Origin of the sequence: Streptomyces sp. NPDC047453, assembly GCF_040643155.1 — a bacterium.
GTDB lineage: Bacteria > Actinomycetota > Actinomycetes > Streptomycetales > Streptomycetaceae > Streptomyces.
Map to the genome: position 1 here is coordinate 53,717 of NZ_JBEYTS010000034.1, position 26,306 is coordinate 80,022.

24 protein-coding genes are annotated in these 26,306 nt (G+C 73.1%); 15 read left to right on the forward strand and 9 right to left on the reverse strand.

The annotated features are described in order from the left end of the window. Positions 1–314: 314 nt before the first annotated feature. Both ABZ818_RS26115 and ABZ818_RS26120 read left to right on the forward strand, forming a co-directional pair. Positions 315–857, forward strand: a complete 543-nt coding sequence (locus ABZ818_RS26115; RefSeq protein ID WP_361419242.1) for a hypothetical protein — start codon at positions 315–317, stop codon at positions 855–857. 9 nt (positions 858–866) lie between these two features. Then, complete coding sequence (locus tag ABZ818_RS26120; RefSeq protein ID WP_361419245.1) at positions 867–5,186, forward strand: cation-translocating P-type ATPase; 4,320 nt, start codon at positions 867–869, stop codon at positions 5,184–5,186. A 309-nt stretch (positions 5,187–5,495) separates the two neighbouring features. Here ABZ818_RS26120 and ABZ818_RS26125 read toward each other — a convergent pair whose 3' ends face one another. From ABZ818_RS26125 to ABZ818_RS26145, 5 genes are all read right to left on the reverse strand, one after another. Then, entirely contained in the window at positions 5,496–6,848 is a 1,353-nt protein-coding gene (locus ABZ818_RS26125) for an FAD-dependent oxidoreductase (RefSeq protein WP_361419248.1), read from the reverse strand. A 147-nt stretch (positions 6,849–6,995) separates the two neighbouring features. After that, a complete protein-coding gene (locus tag ABZ818_RS26130; RefSeq protein WP_361419251.1) occupies positions 6,996–7,673 on the reverse strand; it encodes a helix-turn-helix domain-containing protein in 678 nt (225 codons plus the stop codon). Between the two features lie 206 nt (positions 7,674–7,879). Next, positions 7,880–8,578 (reverse strand): HAD-IA family hydrolase, encoded by a 699-nt coding sequence (locus ABZ818_RS26135; RefSeq protein ID WP_361419254.1) that lies wholly within the window; start codon positions 8,576–8,578, stop codon positions 7,880–7,882. A gap of 63 nt (positions 8,579–8,641) precedes the next feature. Then, positions 8,642–9,574 carry a M56 family metallopeptidase gene (locus ABZ818_RS26140; RefSeq protein ID WP_361419257.1) on the reverse strand — a complete coding sequence of 311 codons (933 nt, stop codon included), beginning with the start codon at positions 9,572–9,574 and terminating at the stop codon, positions 8,642–8,644. A 105-nt stretch (positions 9,575–9,679) separates the two neighbouring features. After that, on the reverse strand, positions 9,680–10,231 hold the full coding sequence (locus tag ABZ818_RS26145; RefSeq protein WP_361419260.1) for a DUF5134 domain-containing protein: 552 nt from the start codon (positions 10,229–10,231) through the stop codon (positions 9,680–9,682). Positions 10,232–10,427: 196 nt separating this feature from the next. Here ABZ818_RS26145 and ABZ818_RS26150 point away from each other — a divergent pair, with 196 nt between their 5' ends. Then, the gene (locus ABZ818_RS26150) at positions 10,428–12,104 is read left to right on the forward strand and encodes an FUSC family protein (RefSeq protein WP_361419263.1); all 1,677 of its coding nucleotides are present in this window, start codon (positions 10,428–10,430) and stop codon (positions 12,102–12,104) included. Beyond that, positions 12,101–12,694: a MarR family transcriptional regulator gene (locus ABZ818_RS26155; protein ID WP_361419265.1), complete on the forward strand. Its 594-nt coding sequence runs from the start codon at positions 12,101–12,103 to the stop codon at positions 12,692–12,694. The genes ABZ818_RS26150 and ABZ818_RS26155 overlap by 4 nt, the downstream gene beginning before the upstream one ends. A 106-nt stretch (positions 12,695–12,800) precedes the next feature. Here ABZ818_RS26155 and ABZ818_RS26160 read toward each other — a convergent pair whose 3' ends face one another. Continuing rightward, a complete protein-coding gene (locus tag ABZ818_RS26160) occupies positions 12,801–13,568 on the reverse strand; it encodes a VOC family protein (protein WP_361419268.1) in 768 nt (255 codons plus the stop codon). Positions 13,569–13,671: 103 nt separating this feature from the next. Beyond that, positions 13,672–14,064, reverse strand: a complete 393-nt coding sequence (locus ABZ818_RS26165; protein WP_361419271.1) for a VOC family protein — start codon at positions 14,062–14,064, stop codon at positions 13,672–13,674. 60 nt (positions 14,065–14,124) lie between these two features. Here ABZ818_RS26165 and ABZ818_RS26170 point away from each other — a divergent pair, with 60 nt between their 5' ends. Beyond that, positions 14,125–14,679 (forward strand): GNAT family N-acetyltransferase, encoded by a 555-nt coding sequence (locus ABZ818_RS26170; RefSeq protein ID WP_361419274.1) that lies wholly within the window; start codon positions 14,125–14,127, stop codon positions 14,677–14,679. On the opposite strand, the gene ABZ818_RS26175 is transcribed toward ABZ818_RS26170, so the two are convergent. Continuing rightward, complete coding sequence (locus tag ABZ818_RS26175; protein WP_361419277.1) at positions 14,669–15,352, reverse strand: glycerophosphodiester phosphodiesterase family protein; 684 nt, start codon at positions 15,350–15,352, stop codon at positions 14,669–14,671. The two genes, ABZ818_RS26170 and ABZ818_RS26175, sit on opposite strands and share 11 nt — an antisense overlap. 436 nt (positions 15,353–15,788) lie before the next feature. Here ABZ818_RS26175 and ABZ818_RS26180 point away from each other — a divergent pair, with 436 nt between their 5' ends. The 5 genes from ABZ818_RS26180 (at position 15,789) to ABZ818_RS26200 (ending at position 20,457) form a co-directional block, all read left to right on the forward strand. Continuing rightward, positions 15,789–17,186: a DUF6421 family protein gene (locus ABZ818_RS26180; protein WP_361419280.1), complete on the forward strand. Its 1,398-nt coding sequence runs from the start codon at positions 15,789–15,791 to the stop codon at positions 17,184–17,186. 41 nt (positions 17,187–17,227) lie between these two features. Then, positions 17,228–17,986 carry an SDR family NAD(P)-dependent oxidoreductase gene (locus ABZ818_RS26185; RefSeq protein WP_361419283.1) on the forward strand — a complete coding sequence of 253 codons (759 nt, stop codon included), beginning with the start codon at positions 17,228–17,230 and terminating at the stop codon, positions 17,984–17,986. Then, entirely contained in the window at positions 17,983–19,053 is a 1,071-nt protein-coding gene (locus tag ABZ818_RS26190) for a low specificity L-threonine aldolase (protein WP_361419286.1), read from the forward strand. Before ABZ818_RS26185 ends, ABZ818_RS26190 begins: the two co-directional genes overlap by 4 nt. A 97-nt stretch (positions 19,054–19,150) precedes the next feature. After that, positions 19,151–19,744 (forward strand): transglutaminase domain-containing protein, encoded by a 594-nt coding sequence (locus ABZ818_RS26195; RefSeq protein ID WP_361419289.1) that lies wholly within the window; start codon positions 19,151–19,153, stop codon positions 19,742–19,744. Positions 19,745–19,761: 17 nt separating this feature from the next. After that, the gene (locus ABZ818_RS26200; RefSeq protein ID WP_361419292.1) at positions 19,762–20,457 is read left to right on the forward strand and encodes a phenylalanine--tRNA ligase beta subunit-related protein; all 696 of its coding nucleotides are present in this window, start codon (positions 19,762–19,764) and stop codon (positions 20,455–20,457) included. A 72-nt stretch (positions 20,458–20,529) separates the two neighbouring features. On the opposite strand, the gene ABZ818_RS26205 is transcribed toward ABZ818_RS26200, so the two are convergent. Next, positions 20,530–21,258, reverse strand: coding sequence for a lysophospholipid acyltransferase family protein (locus tag ABZ818_RS26205; RefSeq protein ID WP_361419295.1), 729 nt, complete (start codon positions 21,256–21,258; stop codon positions 20,530–20,532). Positions 21,259–21,555: 297 nt separating this feature from the next. Here ABZ818_RS26205 and ABZ818_RS26210 point away from each other — a divergent pair, with 297 nt between their 5' ends. The 5 genes from ABZ818_RS26210 to ABZ818_RS26230 all read left to right on the forward strand — a co-directional run bounded on the left by ABZ818_RS26210 (position 21,556) and on the right by ABZ818_RS26230 (position 26,213). Next, positions 21,556–21,915, forward strand: coding sequence for a thioredoxin family protein (locus tag ABZ818_RS26210; RefSeq protein ID WP_361419298.1), 360 nt, complete (start codon positions 21,556–21,558; stop codon positions 21,913–21,915). Positions 21,916–22,123: 208 nt separating this feature from the next. After that, positions 22,124–22,642, forward strand: a complete 519-nt coding sequence (locus tag ABZ818_RS26215) for a flavin reductase family protein (protein ID WP_361419301.1) — start codon at positions 22,124–22,126, stop codon at positions 22,640–22,642. A 219-nt stretch (positions 22,643–22,861) separates the two neighbouring features. Next, on the forward strand, positions 22,862–23,656 hold the full coding sequence (locus ABZ818_RS26220; protein ID WP_361419304.1) for an electron transfer flavoprotein subunit beta/FixA family protein: 795 nt from the start codon (positions 22,862–22,864) through the stop codon (positions 23,654–23,656). A 52-nt stretch (positions 23,657–23,708) separates the two neighbouring features. After that, complete coding sequence (locus ABZ818_RS26225) at positions 23,709–24,671, forward strand: electron transfer flavoprotein subunit alpha/FixB family protein (RefSeq protein ID WP_361419306.1); 963 nt, start codon at positions 23,709–23,711, stop codon at positions 24,669–24,671. A 237-nt stretch (positions 24,672–24,908) separates the two neighbouring features. Further along, complete coding sequence (locus ABZ818_RS26230; RefSeq protein WP_361419309.1) at positions 24,909–26,213, forward strand: aldolase/citrate lyase family protein; 1,305 nt, start codon at positions 24,909–24,911, stop codon at positions 26,211–26,213. Positions 26,214–26,306: the final 93 nt, after the last annotated feature.

Consider the following 26,306-nt stretch of genomic DNA (forward strand, 5'->3'; position numbering starts at 1 on the left):
TCGGCCTTTGAGTGGGTGTTCGGCGCCGCTGGTGCACCCGTAGCCGCAGGGGCCGGGAGCGTGGCGGGTGCCCTTTTCCCGAGCGGTTCCGCTGGTTCCGGCGCGGGGACGGGCCGTCTCCGACCGGCATCCCGCCGGTGCTGGGAGCAGGGTGCCGGTCGGCGTTCCGGCCGCGACGCGGACCGTGGTGGACGGCGGAGCCCGGTGGCGCGGACGAGAGCGGTGGCGTTGTCTGGGGAGAGACGGGGTGACCAGCACGGTTGTGGGCACCCGGTGGCCACGAGAAGTCGATCTCACCCCAGGCGAGGAGAGTCATGGCTGAGCGGAAGTCGTCGTCTGCCCTTGCGGCGCCGCTGCACGGTGCGGCCTCGGTGCTGCGGAAGGTGCCCGGAGCCGAGGCGGTGAGCCGGGCCGCGCAGGGGACGCTGGACAAGGTCGGCGCAGTCTCGCCGCGCGGGCGGCGGCTCGCGGTGTACACGGGAGCCGGAGTGCTCGGTGTCGCCGGAGTGGTGGAGTGGCCGGTGGCGATCACCGGCGCGGCCGTGGTCTGGCTCACCCAGTCCCGCCCCGAGCGGCCCGCCGCCGGCGAGGAGCAGACACAGGCACCGGAGCTGCCACCGGCCACCACCGCGGCGCGCAAGCCCGGGAAGAAGCGCGGCACGGCTGCCCGGGAGACCGAGCAGGGCGCCGGTACCGGCATCAAGAAGCAGGCGTCCGCGCCGGACACGGACACCGGGCCCGACGAACCGGCGAAGACCAAGGCGTCCGGGGCCGGCCGTGGCAAGTCCTCGAAGGGGCAGGCATCGGCCGCCGGACCCCTCGGCCCGACGGCGCGGCCCGACCGCACCTCCCTCTGAGGACGCGCCATGGTGCTAGGACTGCTGACTGCGCCGTCGGCCGCTGCCCGGCTGGTCACCCGGGCGGCCGCCCCTGCGGTCGGGGCCGCCGCGGGAGCGGTGGCCGGAACGGCACGAGCCGGCGTACGCGGCGTGGACGCCGCCACGCGGGTCGTGCGTGTCGCCCGCAACGCCCTGCCCGGCACGGACCACCACTGGCGGTCCGGCACCCGGGCACACCTGTCACTGCGCTCCCTGGACCCGGAGAGGGTGCTGCGCGCGGGCGGGAAGGCACATCTGGCCCGGCACATCGCCGTGACACTCGCCGAGCGGCCCGACGTGCTCTTCGCGTGCTGGGACGAGGGTCTCGGACGGCTGGTCGTCGCCGTGACGGAGGAGGAGGTCGCCGACGAGGTCGTGGACCAGGCGGCCGACCTCGCGACCCGGCACGGGCTCGTCCTGGACGGCGACGATCCGGAGGAGATCACACATCCGGGGGACCCGGCCGGGGTGCGGGCGGCCGCGGCCACGTTCGCCGCCGACGTGGTGGGCGTCGGCGTCGCACTGACCTCCTACGCGTTGCGCCTGCCGCCGTCGCCGCGCATGGTGACCGCCGTGGTGACGCTGCTGCGGGAGAACCCGCGCTTCCGTGCCGCCCTGGGCTCCCGGATGGGCAGGTCCCGTATGGACCTCCTGCTCGCCTGCGCGAACGCGGCCGCCCACGGCAGCGGCCAGACCCCCACCGCGCTGGTCCTGGACGGCGCGCTGCGCGCCTCCCAACTGGCCGACACGGTGGCCCGCACGGCCGCCTTCGACGCGTTCCACGACCAGTTGTGCGCACCCGGCCGCGTCAGCGTCGCCGCGGACGACACCCCGCGCCCGCCGCTGCGCATCACACCGGCTCAGGAGTACGCCAACCACGCCTCCGCCGGCAGTCTGGTGGGCGCGGCGCTGACCATGCTGGTCAAACGCAACGGGGCCGAGGCGGCCGAGGCGGTGCTCGCCGGTTCTCCCAAGGCCGCCCGCTACGGTCCCGCCGTCTTCCACGCCGTGCTCGGCACCCTGCTCGCCCGGACCGGCGTGCTGGTCCGGGCCCCGGAACGGCTGCGGCAACTGGAGATGGCCGGCACCGTCGTCCTGCACTCGAGCGCGTTGCGCACCGAGGAGGGGGAGGCGGACCCGTGGGCCGAACCGGTCCTGGACGCGGCCCGCCGGGCCGGACTGCGGGTGGTCCTGGTGGACGATCCGGTCCTGGAGGACCTGACCGGCCTCGCCGACGAGGTCGTGGACGCCCGGCGGCCCCTGGACGACGTGGTGTACGGACTGCGCGGCGAGGAGGGCACAGTGCTCACCGTCGCCCGGATGCGCTCCGCCGACGACCACGACGTCCTGGCCGGACTGCGCGGCAGCGATCTCTCCGTCGCCCTCGTGGACGGCGACGCCGCCGTCGTCTGGGGCGCGGACATCCTCGCCCTGCACGGACTCTCCGACGTGTGGCGGGTGCTGACGGCCGTCCCGGCGGCCCGGAGGACCGGCCACCGGGCGCAGACCCTGGCCCGGTCCGGCGCCGCGCTGTCCGGGCTGCTCGTGGCCATCGGCGAGTCCAAGCGCGGCCGCGGCCGCCGCGCCATGCTGCCCGGATTGCGGCACGCACCGGTCGACGCCGCCGCGGCCGTCGCCCTGCTGTCCGGGACGCGCGCCGCCTTCGCCGTGGCGGCGACACACGCCCCGCACCCGCGACCGCGCGTGCACTGGCACGAACTCGACGCGAAGGAGGCCCAGGAACGGCTGGACCAGGAAGCGGCGGGCCGGCTCACCCCGTTCGAGTGGGCCGTCGCCCAGGCCCACAAGGCGGTCGCCGCCATCGTCCGGAACCCCGTCCTCGCCCCGGTCCGCTGGACGTACGAGCTGGGGCAGGCCGTGCGCGGCGAACTGCGGGACCCTCTTACCCCGGTCCTGGCCGTCGGCTCGGCGGCCTCGGCGATCCTCGGCTCCGTGGTGGACGCCCTCCTCGTGGTCGGCGCCCTCGACCTCAACGCCCTGGTCGGCGGCTTCCAGCGGCTGCGCGCCGAGCGTGCCCTGTCCGGCCTGATCGCCGAGCAGAAGCGCAAGGCGCGCATCGCGCCCCCGGACGCGCAGGCCCCGGCCGGCGCCACCGTCACGGTCGACGCCGGGAAGCTCAAGCCGGGCGACGTGATCGAGCTGAAGGGCGACGAGGTGGTGCCCGCCGATGCCCGGCTGCTGTGGGAGGACGGCCTGGAGGTCGACGAGTCCGCGCTGACCGGGGAGTCCCTTCCGGTGGAGAAGCAGACCGATCCGACCCCGCACGCCGCGGTCGCGGACCGCAGCTGCATGGTCTTCGAGGGCACCACCGTGGTGGCCGGGGAGGCCCGGGCCGTCGTGGTCGACACCGGCGAGAGCACCGAGGCCGCCCGCGCCGTGCACCTCGCCGCCCGCACGCCCCCGTCCGCGGGCGTGCAGGCCAGGCTCCAGGAACTCACCCGCAAGGCGCTGCCGCTGACGCTGGCGGGCGGCGCCGCGGTGACCGGTATCGCGCTGCTGCGGGGCACCTCCGTCCGCGAGGCGGTCAGCGGTGGTGTGGCCGTCGCCGTGGCCGCCGTCCCGGAGGGCCTGCCCCTGGTCGCCACCGTGGCGCAGTTGGCGGCGGCCCGGCGGCTCAGCCGCGACGGCGTCCTGGTCCGCACCCCGCGCGCGCTGGAGGCGCTGGGCCGGATGGACACCATCTGCTTCGACAAGACCGGCACCCTCACCGAGAACCGGCTGCGCGTGGTGCGGGCGTCCGACGCCGACGGTGAGGTCCACGTGGTGGGCGACGAGGCCTCCGCACGGACACTGCGGTCCGCGGCGCGGGCCTGTCCGCGTCTCAACGGCGACTCGGACCGGCCGGTGCACGCCACCGACGAGGCCGTCCTCGACGCGGCCGGTCCCGACCCGGACTGGGCCGAGCTGGAGGACCTCGGCTTCGAGGCCGCACGCGGATACGCGGCCGCCGTCGGCCGGGTCGCGAACGGCCCCCGCCTGCTGGTCGTCAAGGGCGCCCCCGAGACGGTGCTGCCCGCCTGCCCCGCCCTCCCGGCCCACGCCGTCGACACCTCGCACGCCCTGGCGGGCGACGGACTGCGGGTGCTGGCGGTGGCGCAGCGGCGGCTCGACGAGCACGAGAGCGAGGAGGACGCACTCGAACGGAGGCTTGAGGGCCTGGAGTTCATCGGGCTGCTGGCGCTGTCGGACGTGCCGCGCGACACGTCCATGGCGCTCGTGAGCGGGCTGTACGAAGAGGGCGTACGGCCGGTCATGCTCACCGGCGACCACCCGCAGACCGCCCGGGCCATCGCCACGGAGCTGGGCTGGCCCAAGGACACCACCGTGGTCACCGGAGACGAACTCGCCGCCGCGGACAGGTCGGCCCGCGCCCGGATGCTGCGTGACGCCGGCGTGGTCGCCCGGGTGGCGCCCGAGCAGAAGCTCCAGGTCGTCGAGGCGCTGCGGGACGCCGGCCGGGTGGTCGGCATGGTCGGCGACGGTGCCAACGACGCCGCGGCGATCCGCGCCGCCGACATCGGCGTGGGCATCAACGCCCGCGGTTCCGCGGCCGCGCGCAACGCCGCCGACATCGTCCTGACCGACGACGACCTGACGGTCCTGATCGACGCGATCGGCGAGGGCCGCGCCCTGTGGCACAGCGTCGCCGACGCCATCGCCATCCTGATCGGCGGCAACGCGGGCGAGATCGGCTTCGGTCTGTTCGGCACGCTGCTGTCGGGCACCGCACCGCTGTCCACCCGGCAGATGCTCATGGTGAACCTGTTCACGGACCTGTTCCCGGCGATGGCCGTGGCGGTGACCCCGAAGGAGGATCCCGAGCAGGCGCGGTCGGCGACGCCGGAGGACGCGGCGGGCTCCGTCCTGGGCGAGGGACTGATCCGGCAGATCCGCCACCGGGCCCTGACCACCTGTCTGGGCGCGGTCACGGCCTGGATGATCGGCCGCTGGACACCGGGCACCGCCCGCCGCTCCAGCACGATGGCCCTGTGCGGTGTGGTCGGAACCCAGCTGGTCCAGACCCTGCTCGACCGCCGGGGCAGCACGCTGGTCCGGGTGACGTCCCTGGGCTCCGCCCTCACCCTCGCCGCCCTGATCCAGACCCCCGGCGTCAGCCGGGCCCTGGGCTGCACCCCGCTCGGTCCGGTGGCCTGGGCCGGCGTCGCCGCGGCGATCACCCTGGCCCTGGCCGGTCAGCGGGTCCTGCCCCAACTGGAGGAGACCGTCGTACGGCTGCTGCCGGAGAGCGGTCCCGCGGTCGTCCGAGAGCTGACGGCCGGAGGATGACGGCCAGAGGTCCGGTCCCGCCAGAGCCTGGCGGGACCGGACCGGTTCATGGATTCCCGCGGGCACGTACCAGGGCGATCCCGCTGCCTGGGGGCCTGTGCTGTGACCGGAAAGGTTTGCCGGGAAGCTCGCGGCGTCCGGTGCTGGGGGTACCTCCCACGCCGTTCAGGCTGTGGGGGAGCATCGCAAGGCGGAGCATCACCCGCGTACTGGACGTACTCGGGACGACAACGCGGCTCCCCCCTGCTCGAAGAGCTTGGGGGAGCCGTGCCGGGCGCCGCGAGCCGGTGAACCTTTCCGGTCGCAGCACTAGACCTGGGAGACCGCGGTGCCGGCCGCCGACCGCAGGGACTCCCAGTCCGGCAGCTTGACCACGCTGCGCCCCAGGGAGACGCCGAGTTCCGCCTCGGCCCGCTCGATGGCCTGCCAGCCCGCCCACCGCACGGGCTCGACACCCTCGGCCCGCAGCACCGGGAGGCTGTCGTCCGGCACCTGCCTGCCCACGAGCCCGGGCGCGTCCTGGAGCAGCGAGGCCACGGTCTCCTTCGCGCACGGCCGGTTGGTGCCGATGACGCCTGTGGGACCCCGCTTGATCCAGCCGGCCACGTACTCGCCCGGCGCGACGGCACCGTCGCGCAGCACGCGCCCGTCCCGGTGCGGCACCGTGCCGGTGCCCGCGTCGAACGGCAGCCCGTCCAGCGGCACTCCGCGGTAGCCCACCGACCGCAGCACCAGCTGGGCCGCGATGTCCTCGTACCGACCCGTCCCGACGACGCCGCCCTGCCCGTCCGGCGCCGTGCGCTCCAGCCGCACCGTGCCCACGCGGCCGTCGTCGGCGAGCAGTTCGACGGGGCGCAGGAAGAAGCGCAGCCGGATCCGGCGGCTGCCGCCCTTCGGCGGCGTCGCGGCCCAGCCGCGCAGGACCTCGATGTTGCGGCGCTGGGCGGCCGGCAGCGCCGAGGGATCGGCGCAGGCCGGGTCCAGCGCCAGCTCCTCGGGGTCGACGACGACGTCGGTGTCCGGCAGGGCGCCCAGCTCGCGCAGCTCCTTGGTCGTGAAGCGGGCCTGCGACGGGCCGCGCCGGCCCACCATGTGGATCTCGGTCACCCGGCTCGCGGTGAGCGCGGCGAGCGCGGCCTCGGGCATGTCGGTGGGGCTCAGCTCGGCCGCTCCGCGCGCCAGGATGCGCGTGACGTCCACGGCGACGTTGCCCACGCCGACGACGACGGCCGACCGCGCGCCCCGCACGAAACCGCTGTCCTCGGAGTCGGGGTGGGCGCTGTACCAGGAGACGAACTCGGTCGCCGACCAGCTGCCCGGCAGGTCCTCGCCCGGGATGTGCAGACGGCGGTCGGTGGCGGCGCCCACGCAGTACACCACCGCGTGGTACAGCTCGCGCAGCCGCGCGGCGGGCAGTCCGCCGGAGCCGCCGACCTGGACGCCGCCCAGGAACCGGACCCGCTCGTGCTCCAGGACCGTCCGCAGGTTGTTCTGCAGGGACTTGATCTTCTCGTGGTCCGGCGCCACGCCGTAGCGCACGAGCCCGTACGGGCACGGCAGCCGGTCGATGACGTCGACGCGCACCGAGGGGTCCTGCTGGACCAGGCCCTGAGCGGTGTAGCACCCGCTCGGCCCCGAGCCGATGACGGCGACACGCAGCACGGCGGAACTCCTTACCCCGATGGATCGCACATGGACCGCAGGAGATCGCTGATGGCTCCAGCATGGCACCAAGCGGACCGTCGGGGGAGGGAGGCCGCGCGGGATCGCCCGCGTGTCGCGGCCCGGATCCGTATGCCGGCCGCCGGGCTACCGCTCCGGCGGGGGCGCCGGGATCCGGCCGGTCGCGAAGAAGCGGGACAGGTCCGTGTCGCAGGAGCCGCCGGGCGGCTGCGCCTCCGGCGGCGCTCCCATGTCCCAGTCGAGCCGGTAGCGCTCGAACAGCTCGGCCCGCAGCACCGGCACCGGCATCGGCGCCCCGGGCACCAGCGCGGCGTAGACGGCGCCCATGAGCAGGGCGCGCAGCATCGGATAGTCGGCGTCGACGTCCTGCGAACCGCGCCGGGCCACCGTGTCCCGCAGCAGCTCGGAGAGTCGCTGCTGCTCCGGGCACTGCACGAAGCCCTCCTCGTGCAGCATGCCCGCCATGTGCTGGCGCATCAGCACCGGCCGGTCCCGGGCCAGACCCAGGATCGCGTCGACGGCCCGCGCCAGCCGCTCCCGGCCGTCCTCGGTGTGCGGCTCGCGCTCCAGTGCCTCCTGGAGCGTGCGGTGCATCAGCCGGTGCACGGCGGACTGCACCAGCTGGCGCTTGCCGGGGAAGTAGTAGGAGACCAGTCCGCGTGCCGACCCCGCGCGGTCGGCGATGGCGCCGAGCGTCGTCGCGTCGTACCCGTGCTCGCCGACCAGCTCGACCGCCGCCTGGAGGAGCCGCTCCCGGGAACGCCGTCGCAACTCTTCATTGACCGAGGCGCTTCGCGGGGACATGCTGTGACTCCTGCGTTGACTGGCTGCCAGCCAACTATACTCAGCACGAGCGGACCGGCCCCGGCAGGGGTCCGTCGTGCTGCCGTCCGTCTCGGGCGAAACGGGGGATCGTCCGAGGCGGGCGGACTTTTGCGTTCCCGGTGCCGTCAAGGGGCTGCCGCCCAGGCCGGGTGGGCGTGCCGGCGGCGCGGCCGTGCGGTGGCGGCTCAGTCCGTCCGGTCGAGCAGGCCGAGGACCGGCAGCAGCGCGTCCGGCCGCCGCGTGACCGGCAGGTGGTCCACGAAGTGCACGCCGCAGCCCAGGGCGGCCGCGCCGCCGTCCGCGTGGCGGCTGTCGCCGACCATCAGCACGTCCTTCGGGTCGGCGCCGAGCGCCGCGCAGGCGAGAGCGAACAGGCGCGGGTCCGGCTTCTGGACGCCGTGCTCGTACGACAGCACGTAGGAGTCCACGTACGCGTCGAGGCTGTGGGCGCGGAACACCGGGCGCAGGTCCCAGCCGATGTTGCTCACCACGCCCACGCCGACCCCGCGCTCGTGCAGCGTGCGCAGCACCTCGGCCGCGTCCGGGTAGGGGGCCCAGGCCGCGGGTGTCATGTGCCGCTCGTACAGCGCATCGTGCAACGCCGGGTCCGGAAGCGGCACTTGGCGGGACAAGGTGGTGTAGGTGGACCGGTGCAGTTCGGCGCTGCGGTCCCGGATCTCCCACAGCCCGGCCACCTCGTCGGGCAGCCGCGCCGGCGGCGCCCCGCCCGGCAGCGCCCCGGCCTCCTCCAACGCCCGTGCTGTCCGGGCCAACTCCCGCTCTTCAAGGGTGAGTTCCGCTTCGTCGAGGACGGCTCTCAGCCAGGATTCGCAGGACTCGACGCGGAAGAGGGTCCCGGAGAAGTCGAAGAGCACGGCAGCCATGGGCCGATGATGGCCCAACCCCGGACGCCCCGGCCACCGGATGCCGGTCACGGTGTGCCGTTCCTAGCCCAGCGCCCTCAGGCCGGGTATGACCGCCACCAGGACCGGTATCACCGGGACGAGGGAGGCGACCGCCGTCAGGCGCAGTCTGCGGGCGGCCGGGAGGCGGTTCGGGGGAGTGAGGAGGCGGTGCACGCGCTGAGGGACGTGCGCCTGGGCGGCGGGGCAGGGGCCGAACACGCCGCGGTGCTCGTTGAGCCCGACCAGGGCGAGGGCGGTCGTCAGGCGGCCGAAGCGGCGTGACGCCATGTCGTCGGCGGCGAGTTCGATCAGGCGGTGCATCTCGTCGCGGAACGCGGCGAACACCGGCACCTGCGGAAAGCCGCCGGCGAGCGCCGCGGAGCAGTGCAGCAGCCAGTCGTGCCGGGCCCGCGCGTGGCCCTGCTCGTGCGCGAGGACGGCGTCCAGCTGCCGCCCCTTCAGCTTGCGCAACGCGGCCGTGGTGATGACCAGTCGGGGCGACGGGCCGGGCAGCCACCAGGCGTCCGGCTGTTCGCCCTCCAGCACCACGAGCCGGTCGGTGCCGGACTCGCCGGGCAGCAGCGGGGCGCGGACGAGGAGTTCGGCGCGGCGCAGCCTGCGTCGCGCCCGGGCCCGTACCACCTCGCGGAGCAGCATCGCCGCGCTCCACGCCCCGCCGCACGCGAGCGCCACCGCGGTCGTCGGCGCCCAGGCGTCGGCCGTGCCGAGCGCGTACGCCTCCACCACCGAACGCGGAGCCGGAGCGAACACATGGCCGCGCACCGCCTGCCAGGCGGCCGCCGCGCTGAGCGTCATCGACAGCGCGCAGCACAACAGGATCGCGGCGACCACGCACTGCCACACCCACAGCGCGAGCACCGGTTCACGGTCCGGCCAGTCGGCCCGGGCGAGCAGCCGAGGGGCAGCGACGGCGGTCAGGGCGCCGAGCAGCAGCAGGACCGCGGGGACCATCATGCGAGCCACCCTATGAGGGGGCTACAGCCCCGTGGGCACGGCTCCTCGGCAAAGTGACGCAGACCACGGCGCCTTGGCGCCGACCTTGCCGTCCCGTCCGGCGGATCAAATGGTCAGCAGCATCGCCACCATCGCGATCCCCATCGACAGCCGGCACGCCCGTGCCAGCTCCGGACGGTCGCCCCACCCCGTGGCGCCGCGCGCGCCGCTCCCCACCACCGCCCCGGCGGGGACCAGCCGGACGCCGGACAGCAGGACGTATCCGGCGAAGTACAGCAGCAGCGCGCCGGTGAGCGGCGGCACTCCGGTCCCGCCGTGGTGATGGGAGCCGGGCGAGACGGCCATCACCACGCACATGTAGACCATGGCCGCCGCGCCCACCAGGTGGTGCAGATGGTGCGGACTCGTCCGCGCCGACCACAGCGAGTGCAGCGCGGTCGCGCCGAAGGCCGCCCCGTAGGCAGACCAGGCCCACACCGGTGGTGTGAACACGGCTGCCGGGACGGCCATGGCGGCCATGCCGAAGCCCATGACCGCCTCGCCGCCCGCGGCACGGCGCTGGTCTTCGACGGTGCTGCGCATGCGCAGCAGGCAGTACACCCCGGTCGCCGCGCACAGCGCGACCAGCAGCCAGCCGGGCGAAGTCGATCCGTGCACCCCCCACCTCCCCGTTCGACGGATCACGGCCGCCGCCGGACGGCCGGTCGGTCAAGCGATGCCCGGGGCACGCGGTGCGCACACGAGCGCAAGGAGGTATACGGGGCGCGTTCGGGGAAGCGCTGCACGTCACGAGTCGGGACGGTACGACCCACCAATATGCTTCACAAGTAAAACACCTGCTAAGCTTGTCGGCATGAGCAGTGTGCCCCCCACCCCCAGCCGGATCGCCCGGCGTCTTCCGCTCACCGGCGTGCTGCGGCTCGGCCGCCCCTCGGACATCTGGTTCAAGCCCGCCCTGAGCGTCCTCGTCTCGGCCGCCGTGCCCAACCTCACCCTGCTCGTCCTCGGCCGGCTCGACCTGGCCATGTACACGATGGCGGGCTCGCTGTGCGCCCTGTACGCGCACAACCGCCCCTACGCCGCCAGGGCCCGCGCACTGGCCTGGGTGGTCCTCGGCATGATCGGCGGTCTCGCCATCGCCCTGGTCACCGCCTCGCTCACCACCGACCCGGTCGTGCTGGTCACCATCGGTGCCCTGATGGCCGCCGTCCAGAAGGCGCTCTGCGACGCCACCCGCATCGGACCGCCCGGCAACGTCGTCCTCACCTTCATCAGCTCCGCCTCCCTGTTCGCCCCGCAGACCCTCGGCCAGATCCCGGCCCACCTGGCGCTCGCCCTCGCCGCGGCTGCCTGGGCCTGGCTGGTCGGCATGGCGCCCGGGCTGCTGCGCCCGCACGGCCCGGAGCGCCGTGCCACCGCGCAGGCGCTGAACGCGGCCGCCGCCCACGCGGCCACCGGCGGCACCGGCGAAGGCCACGCCCGGACCCGCGCCGCCGCGGCCGCCGCCGTCCAGGCCGCCTGGCAGACGCTGCTGTCCACCGGAGCCCGCACCGCTCCCCGACGCGCTCTGGAACGGCTCGTCGTGCGCGCCGAGGTCGCGCTCGCCGCCCCCGCGGACACGGACCCCGAGAGGCTGCGCACCTGGGCCCGCCGACTGTGCGGGACCGGGCCGATCCCCGAGGCCGGCGAGACGGCGGCGGACGCCGACGAACTGCTCGGCGTGGACGCCGAGGCCACCGCCCCCCACCGGCCCTGGTGGACCCGGCTCGGCCCGCTCACCCCGATCGTGGTGCGCACCGCGCTGGGCTGCGCCCTCGCCGGCTACGCCTCCCTCGCGCTCGGCGTCGGCCGCCCCTACTGGGCCCTGGTCACCGCCGCCTCCCTGTACCAGGCCAACATGACCCTGACCTGGAAGCGGGGCATCCAGCGCGTCGTCGGCAACCTCGTCGGCGTCCTCGTCTTCGCCGCCGTCGCCCCGCTCGCGCACGCCAGTGACCTGGCCCTCGTCCTGCTCTGCATGGCCTTCAACTTCGGCGCCGAGGCGCTGATGGGCCGCAACTACTGGCTCGGCAGCATCTGCGTGACCCCGCTGGCGCTGCTCATCATCGAGTTCGCCGGGCACCACGAGACGGGCGAGCTGATCACCGAGCGGGCCGTGGACACCCTGGTCGGCGCGCTGGTCGGCTTCGTGGCCGCCGTCGCCGTCACCAACCGCCGAGCCGGCGACCGCATCGAGCACGCCCTGGCCGCCGTCGACCGGGCCCGCGAAGGGGCCGCCCGTCTGCTCGTCGAGGAGCGGCCCGCGCCCACCGCCCTGGAGTCCGCCCGCCGGAGCCTGGCCGCCGCGCTCGCCGACCTGCGCGCCACCGCCGACGCCGCGTCCGGCGAGTGGTGGCAACGCGCCCTGCCCCAGGAGCGGGTCGTGCTCACCGAGCAGTCCGCACACCGTACGCTCGCCGCGACGGTACGACGCCAGGGCCTGCACGCCCCGGCGAGCACGGGCGAGACGACGGAGGACGTACGGCCATGACGGCGAGGAACGGACGGCCGCCCCACGAGGGGGCGGCGACCGGGGACGCGGCGCACGAGCGGACCCGGCCCACGGGGACCGAGCCGGGCGACGACACCGTCGCCGGCGTGGTCCGCCAGTGGCGGGCCGTCCACCCCGACCTGGACACCGCGCCGATGGAGATCATCGGCCGGATCAACCGCTGCGCCGCCCTCCTCCAGCAGGCCGAGGACGCGCCGCTGCGCCGGGCGGGTCTCAGCCGGCCCGAGTTCGACCTGCTCGGGGCGTTGCGGCGGACCGGGGACGAGCTCACCCCGAGCGAACTGACCCGCGAGACGTTCTCCTCGGGGGCCGCCGTCACCAAACGCCTGAAGCAGCTGACCGAACGCGGACTGGTGGAGCGCCGCGGCGACGCCCGCGACCGCCGGGTCGCCCACGTCCGCCTCACGGACGCCGGACGGGACCTCGTCGACGGGATCCTGCCGGAACAGCTCGCCTATGAACGGGCCGTCCTGTCCGGCCTGGCCAGGCGGGAACGGGACGGCCTGGCCGCGCTCCTGGGCGAGCTGCTCGGCCGGCTGGAGGGCCGCCCGGGCGCCCTGCGCCTCTGAGTCGGAGGTCCGTCCCGGGTCCATGACCGTCTCGTGGACCCGGGGCGGACCGTCGCGGGGTCGGTCTCACGTTTCCTGGGTGGACCTCGGCCTTCCTGGACGGACCTCAGCTCTCCTGGGCGGACCGGTAGATGCCGAAGGTCGCGCCCTGGGGGTCCCGCAGGACCGCGATGCGGGGGCCGTCCTCCGGGAGCGAGGTGGGTTCCAGCAGGGCCTTGGCGCCGGCCCGTACCGCGATGTCCGTGGTCGCGTCGACGTCCTCGACCGCGAAGTACGGCAGCCAGTGCGGCGGCACATCGGCCGGGAAGCGGTCGTGCATCGCGGTCACGCCGCCGAAGTCCTCGCCGTGCAGACCCCACTGCGTGTACCACTCCGAGGCGTTGACGCTCCAGCCGAACACGCTCGTGTAGAAGTCCCTGGCCCGCTTGGGGTTGCGGGTGACGAGTTCCACCCAGCCGAGCGAGCCGGGCCGGTTGAACACCCCGGCACCGGAGAACTCCCGCGCCTGCCACATCTGGAAGGCCGCGCCCGACGGGTCCAGTGCGACGGTGAAGCGACCCTCGTCGTAGATGTCCCGCGGGCCGTGGATCACCGTCCCGCCGGCCTCCACCACCTTGTTCGCCGCGGCGTCCGCGTCGGCGACGGCGAACGAGACGTTCCACGCGACCGGCTGCGACCTCTGGTACAGGGGCGTGATCGCGGCGACCGGCGCGTCCCCGAGGTGAGCGAGGGTGTAGTCACCCGAGACCAGCCGGGGGTCGCTCCGCATCCGCCAGCCGAACACCTCCGTGTAGAACCGGGTGGCGGCCTCCAGGTCGCTGGTGCCCAGCTCCGCCCAGCAAGGTCCGCCGACCACAGGCTTGTCGAACTCCATGGCACTCCTCCGGGAAGGCTCACCCCCACTCACCAGCACGCTAGCCCCGGCCGCCGACGCGGGCCAGCGGGAGCCGCCGCGCCCGCCCGCGCCCGGATCCGGCTCAGACCCCCGCCCGGTAGCGCAGTGGGTGCTCCGCCGGCACCTCGACGAGGACGATGGGCGTGCCGTCCGGATCGGCGATCCACATCTCGATCAGACCCCACGGCTCGCGCACCGGCTCACGCGTGATCTCGACGCCCTTCGCCCGCAGTTCCTCGTGGGCCGCCGCCACGTCCTCGACCTGGAGCCACAGCCGCACGGAGGGGGACGGCGGGCCGTCGGAGCGCCCGGAGAGCTCCAGAAAACCGCCACCGAGGAAGTAGACGGTGCCCCGCTCCGGCCCCGCGCCGAACTCGCGGTAGACGGCGAGGCCGAGCCGCTCGCCGTAGAAGACACGGGAGCGCTCGGGGTCCGTGGGCCGGACCAGTGTCCGGCTGCTGAGTACGTGCACCATGCACCCGGACCCTAGTGGCAGGATGGCGCTCGTCCCCGTCCGAACCGAAAGGCTCGCCCCATGAAGACCGCCGCCAGCGGACTGACCTTCCGTGACGCCCGCGCCGCCGATGCCGACACGCTGGTGCGCCTGATCGAGTCGGCGTACCGCGGGGACTCCAGCCGGGCCGGCTGGACCACCGAGGCGGACATCCTCCAGGGGCAGCGGACGGACCCCGAGGGCGTGCTGGAGGTGATCAAGTCGCCTGGCAGCAGGCTGCTGACGGTCGAGCGGGACGGCCACGTGGTCGCCTGCTGCCAACTGGAGCATCAGGGGGACCACGCCTACTTCGGCATGTTCGCCGTCAGCCCCGCACTTCAGGGTGCGGGCCTGGGCAAGGTGGTCATCGCGGAGGCCGAGCGCCGGGCCCGGGAGGACTGGGGCGCCAGGGAGATGCACATGACCGTGATCTCCGTGCGCGAGGACCTGATCGCCTGGTACGAGCGCCGCGGCTACCGCCGTACGGGAAGGACGACCCCCTTCCCGTACGGCGACGAGCGGTTCGGCATTCCGCAGCGCGACGACCTGGAGTTCGAGCTGCTGGTCAAGGAACTCGCCCAGGGGATCAGGCGGTGAAGCGGCCCGTGAGCTTGATCTCCGGGTAGTCGGTGGTCGCCCCGTCCAGCTCCAGGGCGCGGACCAGGCGCAGATGGTCCAGGGTGTTGACGACCCAGCCGATGATCCTCAGGTCCGCCTTGCGCGCGTGCTCGACGATCTCGAGGGTGAGCCGGCGGATGTTGAGGCAGACGGTCGCGGCGCCGGCGGCGGTGGCGCGTTCGACGACCTCGGAGCCGTAGCGGCTGGCCACGAGCGCGGTGCGCACGCCCGGCACCAGCTGGGCGACCTCGGCGATCGCCTCGTCGTGGAACGAGGACACCTCCACGCGGGAGACCAGGTCCCGCTCGTGCAGGATCTCGGCCAGCGCGCGGGCCGCGGCCACGTCCTTGATCTCGGCCTGGAGCGGTGCCCGCACCGCGTCGAGGACCTCTTCGAAGACCGGGATCCGCTCGCCGCGGCCGGCGTCCAGGGAGCGCAGCTCGGCGAGTGTCTTGTCGGCGATCGCGCCGCTGCCGTCGGTGGTGCGGTCCACCTTGTCGTCGTGCATGACGACGAGGGCGCCGTCCTTGCTCAGGTGCAGATCGAGTTCGATGACGTCCAGGCCGGCCTGCTGGGCGGCGACGAAGGAACGGAGGGTGTTCTCGGGCTCGACTCCCATGACTCCGCGGTGACCGATGGTAAGGAAGTTCAAAGTTCAACTCGCTTCCGTCGACGGCGGCTCTGCGCGGCGCGGAGCGAACGGACCCCGTCGTCCGCGCGGTAGTGACGCAGCCTAATGGCCCACACGCTGGTTGAACCCCCGCGTACACGCCGCAGTGGGGTGACGGCCCGCAGGACGGGGCCGGATCCGTCGCGGCGCTCACTCCGGCGTGGGCGAGTCCCCGGTGCATTGACCGCCGGGCCGTGAGGCCTTCACACGGTCACCCACGGCCGGAAACCGCCCCCGGAGAGACGTGGCGTCCGTCACCCGACCGGCCCACCGAGTCTGGCCCCGTCCGGGTGTACGGCAGGAAAATAGCCGGTGACCATGGCTGCGCGCAGAATAATTTCCCGAGGGTCCCCTTGCTGGGAGAAACCCTGTATGTATACGGTCTCCTTACGCGAGGTTGTCCCGTGGAGGATGAGACATGACGGAAATTCTTGTGCAGGTGGGTGCGGAGGAGAAGGTTCCTCCGGTGGCCAGGGTGGTTGAGCACCCGGCGTGGCCCGTGCTCAAGGATGCCGTGGAGCGAATCCGGCCATGGCAGTCGAAGGACGGCTCGATCGACTTCACGGCCGACGGCGCCCCCGGCCGCGCGGACGCCGACACCGCCGTACGCCGTGTGATCGACGCCGTCGAGGAGCTGTCCCCGCTGCTGCCGCACGACGCCGCCTACCACGAGGCGCTCGTGCGGGATCTGCGCCGCTGGGCCGAGGGCGGCTTCGAGGTGCCGGACTTCCTGGACTCGCTGCTGGCCTTCCAGCCCGCCGCGAACCGCGCGGACGGCCTCCAGCACATGGTCGTCTTCCCCATGTACACGCAGAACGGCAACCCGGACCGCAACCTCGAGGCGGTGGTGCTGCGCATGGTCTGGCCGGAGTGGCTGGCCGAACTGGAGCGCACCCGCTACGACAACCCGCTCTTCTGCGGCATCACCTTCGAGGACTTCACGGGCGGCTACGACACCAACTCCGCCGTCCTCTTCCCGGAGACCATCGCCGTGCGCGAGGCGCCGGAACGGTTCTCCTGGGGCGGCATCTTCTGCGACCGCGAGGCCGCCCGCTTCCGCCGCGTCACCGCCGCCGCCGTCGACCTCCTGGGCCTCGAACTGCCCGCTGACATCGCCGCCATGGTCCACGACCAGAAGCGCAGCGAGGAGGCCTTCGTGCTGTGGGACATGGTCCACGACCGCACCCACAGCCACGGCGACCTGCCGTTCGACCCGTTCATGATCAAGCAACGCCAGCCGTTCTGGATGTACGGCCTGGAGGAGCTGCGCTGCGATCTCACCGCCTTCAAGGAGGCCGTGAAGCTCCAGGCCGACGGTGTCGCGCAGGCCCGTGACGTGCAGTACGCGGTGCTGTTCGACCGCATGTTCCGCTTCCCGGTCACCGGCGAGCGCGTGCGCAACTACGACGGCCTCGGCGGTCAGCTGCTCTTCGCCTACCTGCACAAGCACGACGTGGTGCGCTGGACCGACAACAAGCTGACCATCGACTGGGAGCGTGCCCCGCAGGTCACCAACCAGCTCTGCGCCGAGATCGAGAAGCTCTACCGCGACGGCATCGACCGCCCCAAGCTGGTCCACTGGTTCGCCGGCTACGAACTTGTCTCCACCTACCTCGCTCCGCACCCGGGCTCCAAGTGGGCCAAGGGTCCCGAGGCCCTGGACCTGGCCCAGGCCCCGCGCAAGCTCGTGGATGACGTGCTTCCGGACGAGTTTCCGCTCAGCATGTTCTACGAGGCACTGTCCAAGAAGCTGAAGAATGTGATCGCCTCGACCAGGGGCATCACGGCGGACAGCGCCGAGCGGGTCGCCGCGTGAGCGGCCGCGAATCCGAGAACACTGCGCAGGAGGCGAGGAACATGGTGGGCAACGGGGCTCTCAGCGGTGCGGTGATCGCGGTGGCCGGCGCGGGCGGACCGGCCGGCCGGGCGGCGCTGCTCAAGCTCGCCGAGGCGGGGGCGACCGTCGTCGGCGCGGACAACGACCCGGAGCGGCTGTCACAGGCCGTGGACGCCGCCCGGTACGCCTCCGGCGGCGCCCGCGTCACCGGGGACACCGTCGACCTGCTCGACCTCCAGTCCACCCGTGACTGGGCCGCGCACATCGAGAAGGACTTCGGCCGGATCGACGGCCTGGTCCACCTCGTGGGCGGCTGGCGCGGCAGCGAGACCTTCACCAAGACCAGCCTGGACGACTGGGACTTCCTGGAGCTGCTGCTCATCCGTACCGTGCAGCACACCTCCCTGGCCTTCCACGAGGCGCTGCAGCGCAGCGAGCGCGGCCGGTACCTCCTGATCAGCGCGGCCGGCGCCAGCAAGCCCACCGCGGGCAACGCGGCGTACTCCGCCGCCAAGGCGGCCGCCGAGGCGTGGACGCTGGCCATGGCCGACTACTTCCGCAAGGCGGGGAAGGCCGAGGGCGCCGAAGGGCCGACGTCCGCGGCTGGGATCCTGGTGGTGAAGGCGTTGGTGCACGACGCGATGCGCGCCGAACGCCCCAACGCGAAGTTCGCGGGCTTCACGGACGTCAAGGACCTGGCCGAGGCCATCGTCGACGTGTGGAGCAAGCCCGCCGCGGAAGTGAACGGAAACCGTCTGTGGCTGACCGACAAGCCGTGAACCCTCCCAGGACCGACGCGCGTCGCCATCACGACCCCGAGGTCCGCGGGTTCGCCAGTGACAACTACGCCGGGGTCCACCCGGAGGTGCTCGCCGCCCTGGCCGTGGCCAACGGCGGGCACCAGGTCGCGTACGGCGAGGACGACTACACCGAGAACCTCCAGCGGATCGTCCGCAGCCACTTCGGTGCCACCGCGGAGGCGTTCCCGGTGTTCAACGGAACCGGCGCGAACGTCGTGGCGCTCCAGGCGGTCACCGACCGCTGGGGCGCGGTGATCTGCGCGGAGAGCGCGCACATCAACGTCGACGAGGGCGGCGCCCCCGAGCGCATGGGCGGCCTGAAACTGCTCACCGTGCCCACGCCCGACGGCAAGCTCACCCCCGAGCTGATCGACCGGCAGGCGTACGGCTGGGAGGACGAGCACCGGGCGATGCCGCAGGCCGTCTCGATCACCCAGAGCACCGAACTCGGCACCCTTTACACGCCCGAGGAGATCCGCGCCATCTGCGAGCACGCGCACGCGCGGGGCATGAAGGTGCACCTGGACGGCTCCCGCATCGCCAACGCGGCCGCCTCCCTGAACGTGCCGATGCGGACGTTCACCAACGCCGTCGGCGTCGACATCCTCTCCCTGGGTGGGACGAAGAACGGCGCGATGTTCGGCGAGGCGGTCGTGGTCCTCAACCAGGACGCCGTCCGCCGGATGAAGCACATCCGCAAGATGAGCATGCAGCTCGCCTCCAAGATGCGTTTCGTGTCGGTGCAGTTGGAGGCGCTGCTCGCCAAGGACCTGTGGCTGCGCAACGCCCGGCACGCCAACGAGATGGCCCAGCGGCTCGCGGAGGGCGTGCGCGCCGTGCACGGCGTGGAGATCCTCTACCCGGTGCAGGCCAACGGCGTCTTCGCCAAGCTCCCGCACGACGTGAGCGAGCGCTTGCAGAGGCGGTTCCGCTTCTACTTCTGGGACGAGGCGGAGGGCGTCGTGCGCTGGATGTGCGCCTTCGACACCACCGAGGACGACGTGGACACGTTCGTGGCCGCGCTGAAGGAGGAGATGGCCCGCTAGCCCGGCACGCCGGCTGGATCGGTCAGCGTTGCATAGTTATGCGATCACTCGAAAAGTCATTGACGCTCGAGTGGTCGCGTTCCTATGCTCTGCGGGCATGGAGCTGATCCAGAACACCCCCGACCTGTCTGCGTATTTGGCCGCCGACGAGGTGATCGACCATGAGCACCCGACGGTCCGCGAGACGGCTGCGCGCCTCGCCGAGGGGGTGGCGGACTCGTATGCCTATGCGTGGTCCGCGTACGAGTTCGTGCGCGACGGCATCCCGCACTCGCAGGACGCGGGTGACCCGCGCGTCACCTGGCGCGCCTCCGACGTCCTCCGGCTGCGCACCGGCATCTGCTACGCCAAGGCCCATGCCCTGGCGGCGCTGCTGCGGGCCGAGGACATCCCGACGGCGCTGTGCTATCAGCGGCTGGCGCACGACGAGGGTGGCGGGCACGTGGTGCACGGACTGGTCGCCGTCCGGTTCAACGGAGCCTGGCACCGGCAGGACCCGCGCGGCAACAAGCCGGGCGTCGACGCCCGGTTCTCCCTCGCCGGTGAGCGCCTGGCCTTCGTACCGGAACCGAAGTCCAACGAGATGGACTATCCGGTGCTGTACGCTGAACCGCACCCGGTCGTGCTGGCCGCCCTCAGGGCCGCTCCGGACCGGCCGCGGCTGTGGAAGACGCTCCCTGCCGCACTCTGACCGCGAGGCGGGAGAACATGGCACTGACGCTCACCGTGTCCGACGAGGTGCGCGCACTCGCGCCCGGCTTCACCCACGCGGCCGTCGAGGCCCACGGGCTGGTGGGCGGACCGAGCACCGAGGGCTCCTCGGCGCTCCTCGACGACGCCGCACGCCGTCTGGCGGCACGTCTGGACGGGCGCGCCCCGCACGAGGACCCGCACATGGCCGCCTGGCGCGAGACGTACACGGCGTTCGGCTCCAAGCCCTCCCGTACCCGCAACTCGGCAGAGGCGCTGGCCCGGCGGGCGCTGACCGGCGCCGGACTGCCCCGCATCAACCTGCTCGTCGACCTCTACAACGCCATCAGCGTCGCCCGTCTCATCCCCGTCGGAGGCGAGGACCTCGAACGGATCGAGGGCGGTATGCGCCTGGGGCGCGCCAGTGGCGAGGAGGACTTCGTGACCGTCGCGGGCGGCGAGGAGACCGTCGAACACCCGGACGCGGGCGAGGTGGTGTGGTGCGACGACGCCGGCGTGACCTGCCGCCGCTGGAACTGGCGCCAGGGCCCGCGCACCCGCCTCACCGAGCAGACCGCCTCGGGCATCTTCCTGCTGGAGAGCCTGGCCCCGATGCCGGTTGCCGAGGTGGAGGCGGCGGCGGCCGAACTCGCCGAACTGCTCGAGAAGTTCAGCCCGGGAGCCGAGGTCACCGTACGGCCGCCCGCGTCCTAGACCCGGGCCCGGTCCGTCACCTTCCGGTCGGCCGCTCGCACCTTCCGGTCTGCCGCGCGGCCCCGGCCGGGGTCAGTGCGCCCCGGCCGTACGGAGCTGGTCCGGGGTCGGGGCCGTGCCGCCGAGGTGGGCGGGCATCCACCAGGTGTCGTCGGTGGACCGGGGGCGGACCGGGTAGGCGCGCTGGGCGGCCTCCAGGAGCTCCTGGACACGTTCGCGCAGCCGGCGGGTGATGGCGCCGGCGTACTGCTCCCGGGAGGCCTCCATGGCCTCGCCCACCCGGATCGTGATCGGGAAGTGGCTGCGCTTGAAGTTGCGCGGGTGGCCCTTGGTCCACAGCCGCTGCGTGCCCCAGACGGCCATCGGGATCAGGGGAACGCCCGCCTCCTGGGCGAGGCGCACCGCGCCCGACTTGAAGCTCTTCAGCGTGAACGACTCCGAGATCGTGGCCTCCGGGAACACCCCGACCACCTCGCCGGACCTCAGTGAGTCCAGTGCTCGCGCGTACGCCGCCTCACCGTTGGCGCGGTCCACCGGGATGTGCTTCATGCCGCGCATCAGGGGGCCGGAGATCCGGTGCCGGAAGACCGACTCCTTGGCCATGAAACGCACCAGGCGCTTCTGCGGGAGCGCCGCGAGCCCGTTGAAGACGAAGTCCAGATAGCTGATGTGATTGCTCACCAGCACGGCGCCGCCCGAGCGCGGGATGTTCTCCGATCCCCGGCAGTCGATCTTGAGGTCCCACGCCTTGAACATCGTGCGGGCGAGACCGATGACGGGGCGGTAGACGAGCTCTGCCATGAGCGGGACGGACCCTTCTCTCTGCCAGGGAAGGGGCTCCCGGCGGAAGTTACGCTGCCGTAGGTTTACGGCCTGTCGCAGATCGTGCCCCAAGAACGGCCCGGGAGCCAGTCCACGTGCCCGTCCAAGGCGAGATCCTCGTCACGTCACCCGTGAGATTCCGCCCGACGGCCCACAGCGGTCACACCGCGTCCGCGGACCGCCGGCCGCGGCCACCGCCCGGCGAACCCGTCCCGGGCGCCGGGAATCTCCGCGCTCCCGGGCGCGCTGAACCGGTGGGCGCGCACGGGCGCGTTCGTGAAGGTACGGCGGCGGAACAGGAGAGCAGGCGTGCGGGGATGCGACGAGGACAGGCGGCTCGGGGCGGCCGAACTCGGTGAGGACCTCGGCGCGCGGGCCACGCTGGTGCAGTTCTCCAGCGCCTTCTGCGCTCCCTGCCGGGCGACCCGGCGAGTCCTCGGCGAGGTGGCCGGCATGGTCCCCGGGGTGGCGCACGTCGAGGTCGACGCCGAGGCCCGGCTCGACCTCGTGCGCGAGCTCGGGATCCTCAGTACGCCGACCGTGCTCGTCCTCGACGCGGACGGCCGCGTGGTACGGCGGGCCGCCGGACAGCCGCGCAAGGCGGACGTCATCGCGGCCCTGGGGGAGGCGTTGTGAGGTCCCTGTCCATGACGGCGGGACAGCTCCCACATCCCGGGACGTACTTGACTGGGCACGCCAACTATCGTGAGCCTGACCGCATGCCCTCGGAACTCCTTCTTCTCGGGCGGCCCCGCGTCGACCCAGCCCGCCCCACGAGCACGCGCCGCCCGGACTGTTGAGCAGCCACGGTTCCCGCTCGTCCGACCAGCAGAAGGAGAGCTCCATGACGGCCACGTCCGATCTGGGCGCCTCCGCCACCGTCCAGCTCGCCTCCCCCCGTCTGCTGCGCTCCGTCTTCCGGCGGCACGCGGCGGGCGTCGCGGTCATCACCGCCCGGGGCGACGCCGGTCCGGTCGGCTTCACCGCCACCTCCCTCACCTCCGTCTCCGCCGAGCCGCCGCTGCTCTCCTTCGGCGTCGGCACCGGCGGCTCCAGCTGGCCGGCCATATCCGCGACCGACCACGTCGGTGTCCACATACTCGGGGAGCACCAGGAGGAACTGGCCGCCACCTTCGCGCGCAGCGGTGCCGACCGCTTCGGAGCGCAGACGACGTGGCGCGAGGGTCCCGAGGGGGTTCCCGTCCTCGACGGCGTGCTCGCCTGGATGGTGTGCCGGGTCGTCACGCGGGTGCCCGCCGGGGACCACCGCATCGTGCTGGCCGAGGTCGTCCTGGGCGACCCCACGGGCGCCGGCCGTCCGCTCCTCTATCACCAGGGCCGCTTCAGCGCGCTGCGTGATTGATCACCTCCGCGCTCTCCTGCGAAGCCGTCGGGTTCCGGTTACGCTGCGTTGCGAAGGTCACAGTTCAAAGCGCTTGCTCAGCGGGCATGAACTGGGTGTACTGACGAGTAATATTCCGCTCGGAGCGCGCGGTCGCCCTGACCGGGATCGGCCGCTTCAGGCGCCTATGCTGCCTGCAGGAAGGCAGCCCAGAGAAGACGATGCAGTAGGAGAGCCGGCGTGAGCTTGAGGATCGTTGTCACTGTGAAGTACGTGCCCGACGCCACTGGCGACCGGCACTTCGCCGAGGATCTGACCGTCGACCGGGACGACGTGGACGGTCTGCTCTCCGAGCTGGACGAGTACGCGGTCGAGCAGGCCCTGCAGATCGCCGAGAACTACGACGGGGACGGCGACGCCGAGGTCACCGTTCTGACGGTGGGTCCGGAGGACGCCAAGGACGCGCTGCGCAAGGCGCTTTCGATGGGCGCGGACAAGGCGGTCCACGTCGAGGACGACGACCTGCACGGCACGGACGCCATCGGCACCTCGCTGGTGCTGGCCAAGGCGGTCGAGAAGGCCGGCTACGACCTGGTGATCTCCGGCATGGCCTCCACCGACGGCTCCATGGGCGTGGTCCCGGCGCTGCTGGCCGAGCGCCTGGGCGTCCCGCAGGTCACGCTGCTGGCCGAGGTCTCGGTCGAAGACGGCGTCGTCAAGGGCCGCCGCGACGGTGACACGGCCTCCGAGCAGCTCGAGGCGTCCCTCCCGGCCGTCGTGTCGGTCACCGACCAGTCGGGCGAGGCCCGTTACCCGTCCTTCAAGGGCATCATGGCGGCCAAGAAGAAGCCGGTTCAGTCCTGGGACCTGTCCGACCTGGACATCGACGAGGACGAGGTCGGCCTGGAGAACGCCTGGACGGCCGTGGACTCCGCGGCGGAGCGCCCGGCCCGCACCGCCGGCACGATCGTCAAGGACGAGGGCGAGGGCGGCAGGCAGCTCGCCGAGTTCCTCGCGAGCCAGAAGTTCATCTAAGGCCCGCCCCCCGTCGACCGCCCCCCTTCGCAAGCAGGAGAGAAGAAGTCCCATGGCTGAAGTCCTCGTCTACGTCGACCACGTGGACGGTGCCGTCCGCAAGCCGACCCTGGAGCTGCTGACCCTGGCCCGCCGCATCGGCGAGCCCGTCGCCGTCGCCCTCGGCGCGGGTGCCGCGGACACCGCTGCCACGCTCGCCGAGCACGGTGCGGTGAAGGTGCTCACCCACGACGCGTCCGAGTACGCCGACTACCTGGTCGTGCCGAAGGTGGACGCCCTGCAGGCCGCCGTCGAGGCCGTCTCCCCGGCCGCCGTCCTCGTCCCCTCCTCCGCGGAGGGCAAGGAGATCGCCGCCCGTCTGGCGCTGCGCATCGGTTCCGGCATCATCACCGACGCCGTCGACCTGGAGGCCGGCGACGAGGGTCCGGTGGCCACCCAGTCGGTGTTCGCCGCCTCGTACAGCACCAAGTCCCGTGTCTCCAAGGGCACCCCGGTCATCACGGTCAAGCCGAACTCGGCCGCCGTCGAGGCCGCCCCGGCCGCCGGTGCCGTCGAGGCGCTGTCGGTGTCCTTCTCCGCCCAGGCCACCGGCACCAAGGTGGCCGCGCGCACGCCGCGTGAGTCGACGGGCCGTCCGGAGCTGACCGAGGCCGCGATCGTGGTCTCCGGCGGCCGTGGCGTCAACGGCGCGGAGAACTTCACGATCATCGAGGCGCTCGCCGACTCCCTCGGTGCGGCCGTCGGCGCCTCGCGCGCCGCCGTCGACGCCGGCTGGTACCCGCACACCAGCCAGGTCGGCCAGACCGGCAAGTCGGTCTCGCCGCAGCTGTACATCGCCAACGGCATCTCCGGCGCGATCCAGCACCGCGCCGGCATGCAGACCTCGAAGACGATCGTCGCGGTCAACAAGGACCCCGAGGCCCCGATCTTCGACCTGGTCGACTACGGCGTGGTCGGCGACCTGTTCGAGGTCGTCCCGCAGCTCACCGAGGAGATCAAGGCCCGCAAGGGCTGAGCCCCGGACGCCGACCGAGGCCCCCGTGCCCCGCCCTCTCCGGGTGGGACGCGGGGGCCTCGGCTCGTCCTGGCGGCACACCCCCCTGGGCTTCGACAGGTGATCCCCTCCTCCCGCGCGCCAGGATGAAGGCGTGGGCGGTCGCGCGAAAGACGGTGTTGACCCACGGGAAGATCCACGGATAACTTCGTACTGCGGATTATTGATTCCGTGTGGCGGAAAACAGGAGGGTGTGGGATGGGTCAGGGCCAGCAGGAGAACGTGGCGACGAGCCTCGCGGGCGCCGTCAGCGAGGAGATCAGCGCCTCCCTCGCGCCGGTCGACGCCCAACTGGAGCGTCTCTACCCGGGCGACCCCGGCACCCGCCAGCCCGTGCACACCGTCTACGTGCCCGGCGACGTCTTCGACGCCGGCACCATCCGCTCCTGGGGCGACCAGGCGCTCGCCGCGCTCGACGAACACGCCCCGGACGCGGCCTCCTTCGCCGCCGTCCTCGGCCTGAGCGACGAGCTGGCCGCTCCCGTCTACGACCGCGTCCGCGCCAAGCTGGAGCGGGAGCCCGTCGAGGACCTGCGGATCGACTTCGAGGACGGCTACGGGCCCCGCCCGGACGCGGAGGAGGACGAGGCGGCCGCCCGCGCGGCCAGGCTGGTCGCCGAGGCGTACCGGAACGGGACGGCCGCCCCGTACATGGGTATCCGGATGAAGTGCCTGGAGGCGGCGGTCCGCGACCGGGGCATCCGCACCCTCGACATCTTCCTCACCGGCCTGATGGCGGCCGGCGGCCTGCCCGACGGGCTGGTCCTGACCCTGCCGAAGGTGACCTATCCCGAGCAGGTCACGGCCATGGCCCGGCTGCTCGAGGCCTTCGAGAAGGCCCATGGGCTGGCGCCCGGCCGCCTCGGCTTCGAGCTCCAGATCGAGACCAGCCAGTCCATCCTGGCGGCCGACGGCACCGCCACCGTCGCCCGGATGATCCAGGCCGCCGAGGGTCGCGCGACCGGACTGCACTACGGCACCTTCGACTACAGCGCCTGCCTGGGTGTCTCCGCCGCCTACCAGGCCAGCGACCACCCGGCCGCCGACTACGCCAAGGCCGTGATGCAGGTCGCCGCGGCCGGCACGGGCGTACGCGTCTCGGACGGCTCCACCAACGTCCTGCCGGTCGGCCCGACCGAGAAGGTGCACGACGCCTGGCGGCTGCACTTCGGCCTCACCCGCCGTGCCCTGGCCCGCGCCTACTACCAGGGCTGGGACATGCACCCCGGCCACATCCCCACCCGGTACGCGGCCGTGTTCGCCTTCTACCGCGAGGGCTTCGAGCAGGCGGCGGCCCGCCTGGCCCGCTACGTCAGCCGTGCCGGCGGCGACGTCATGGACGAGCCCGCTACCGCCAAGGCACTCAGCGGCTACCTGCTGCGCGGCCTGGACTGCGGCGCCCTCGACTCCGCCGAGGTCGCCCGGCTCACCGGCCTGAACCGTGCCGACCTTGAGTCCTTCTCCGCCCCGCGCCGCGGCGACCTGACCGCCTCGGCGCAGTAGCGGCGGAGCACCGGCAGGGGCGGGGGGGCGGGGGGCGGGGCCGCCCCCCCCCCCCCCCCCCCCGCCCCGGGCCGCGCCCCCCCCCCCCCCCCC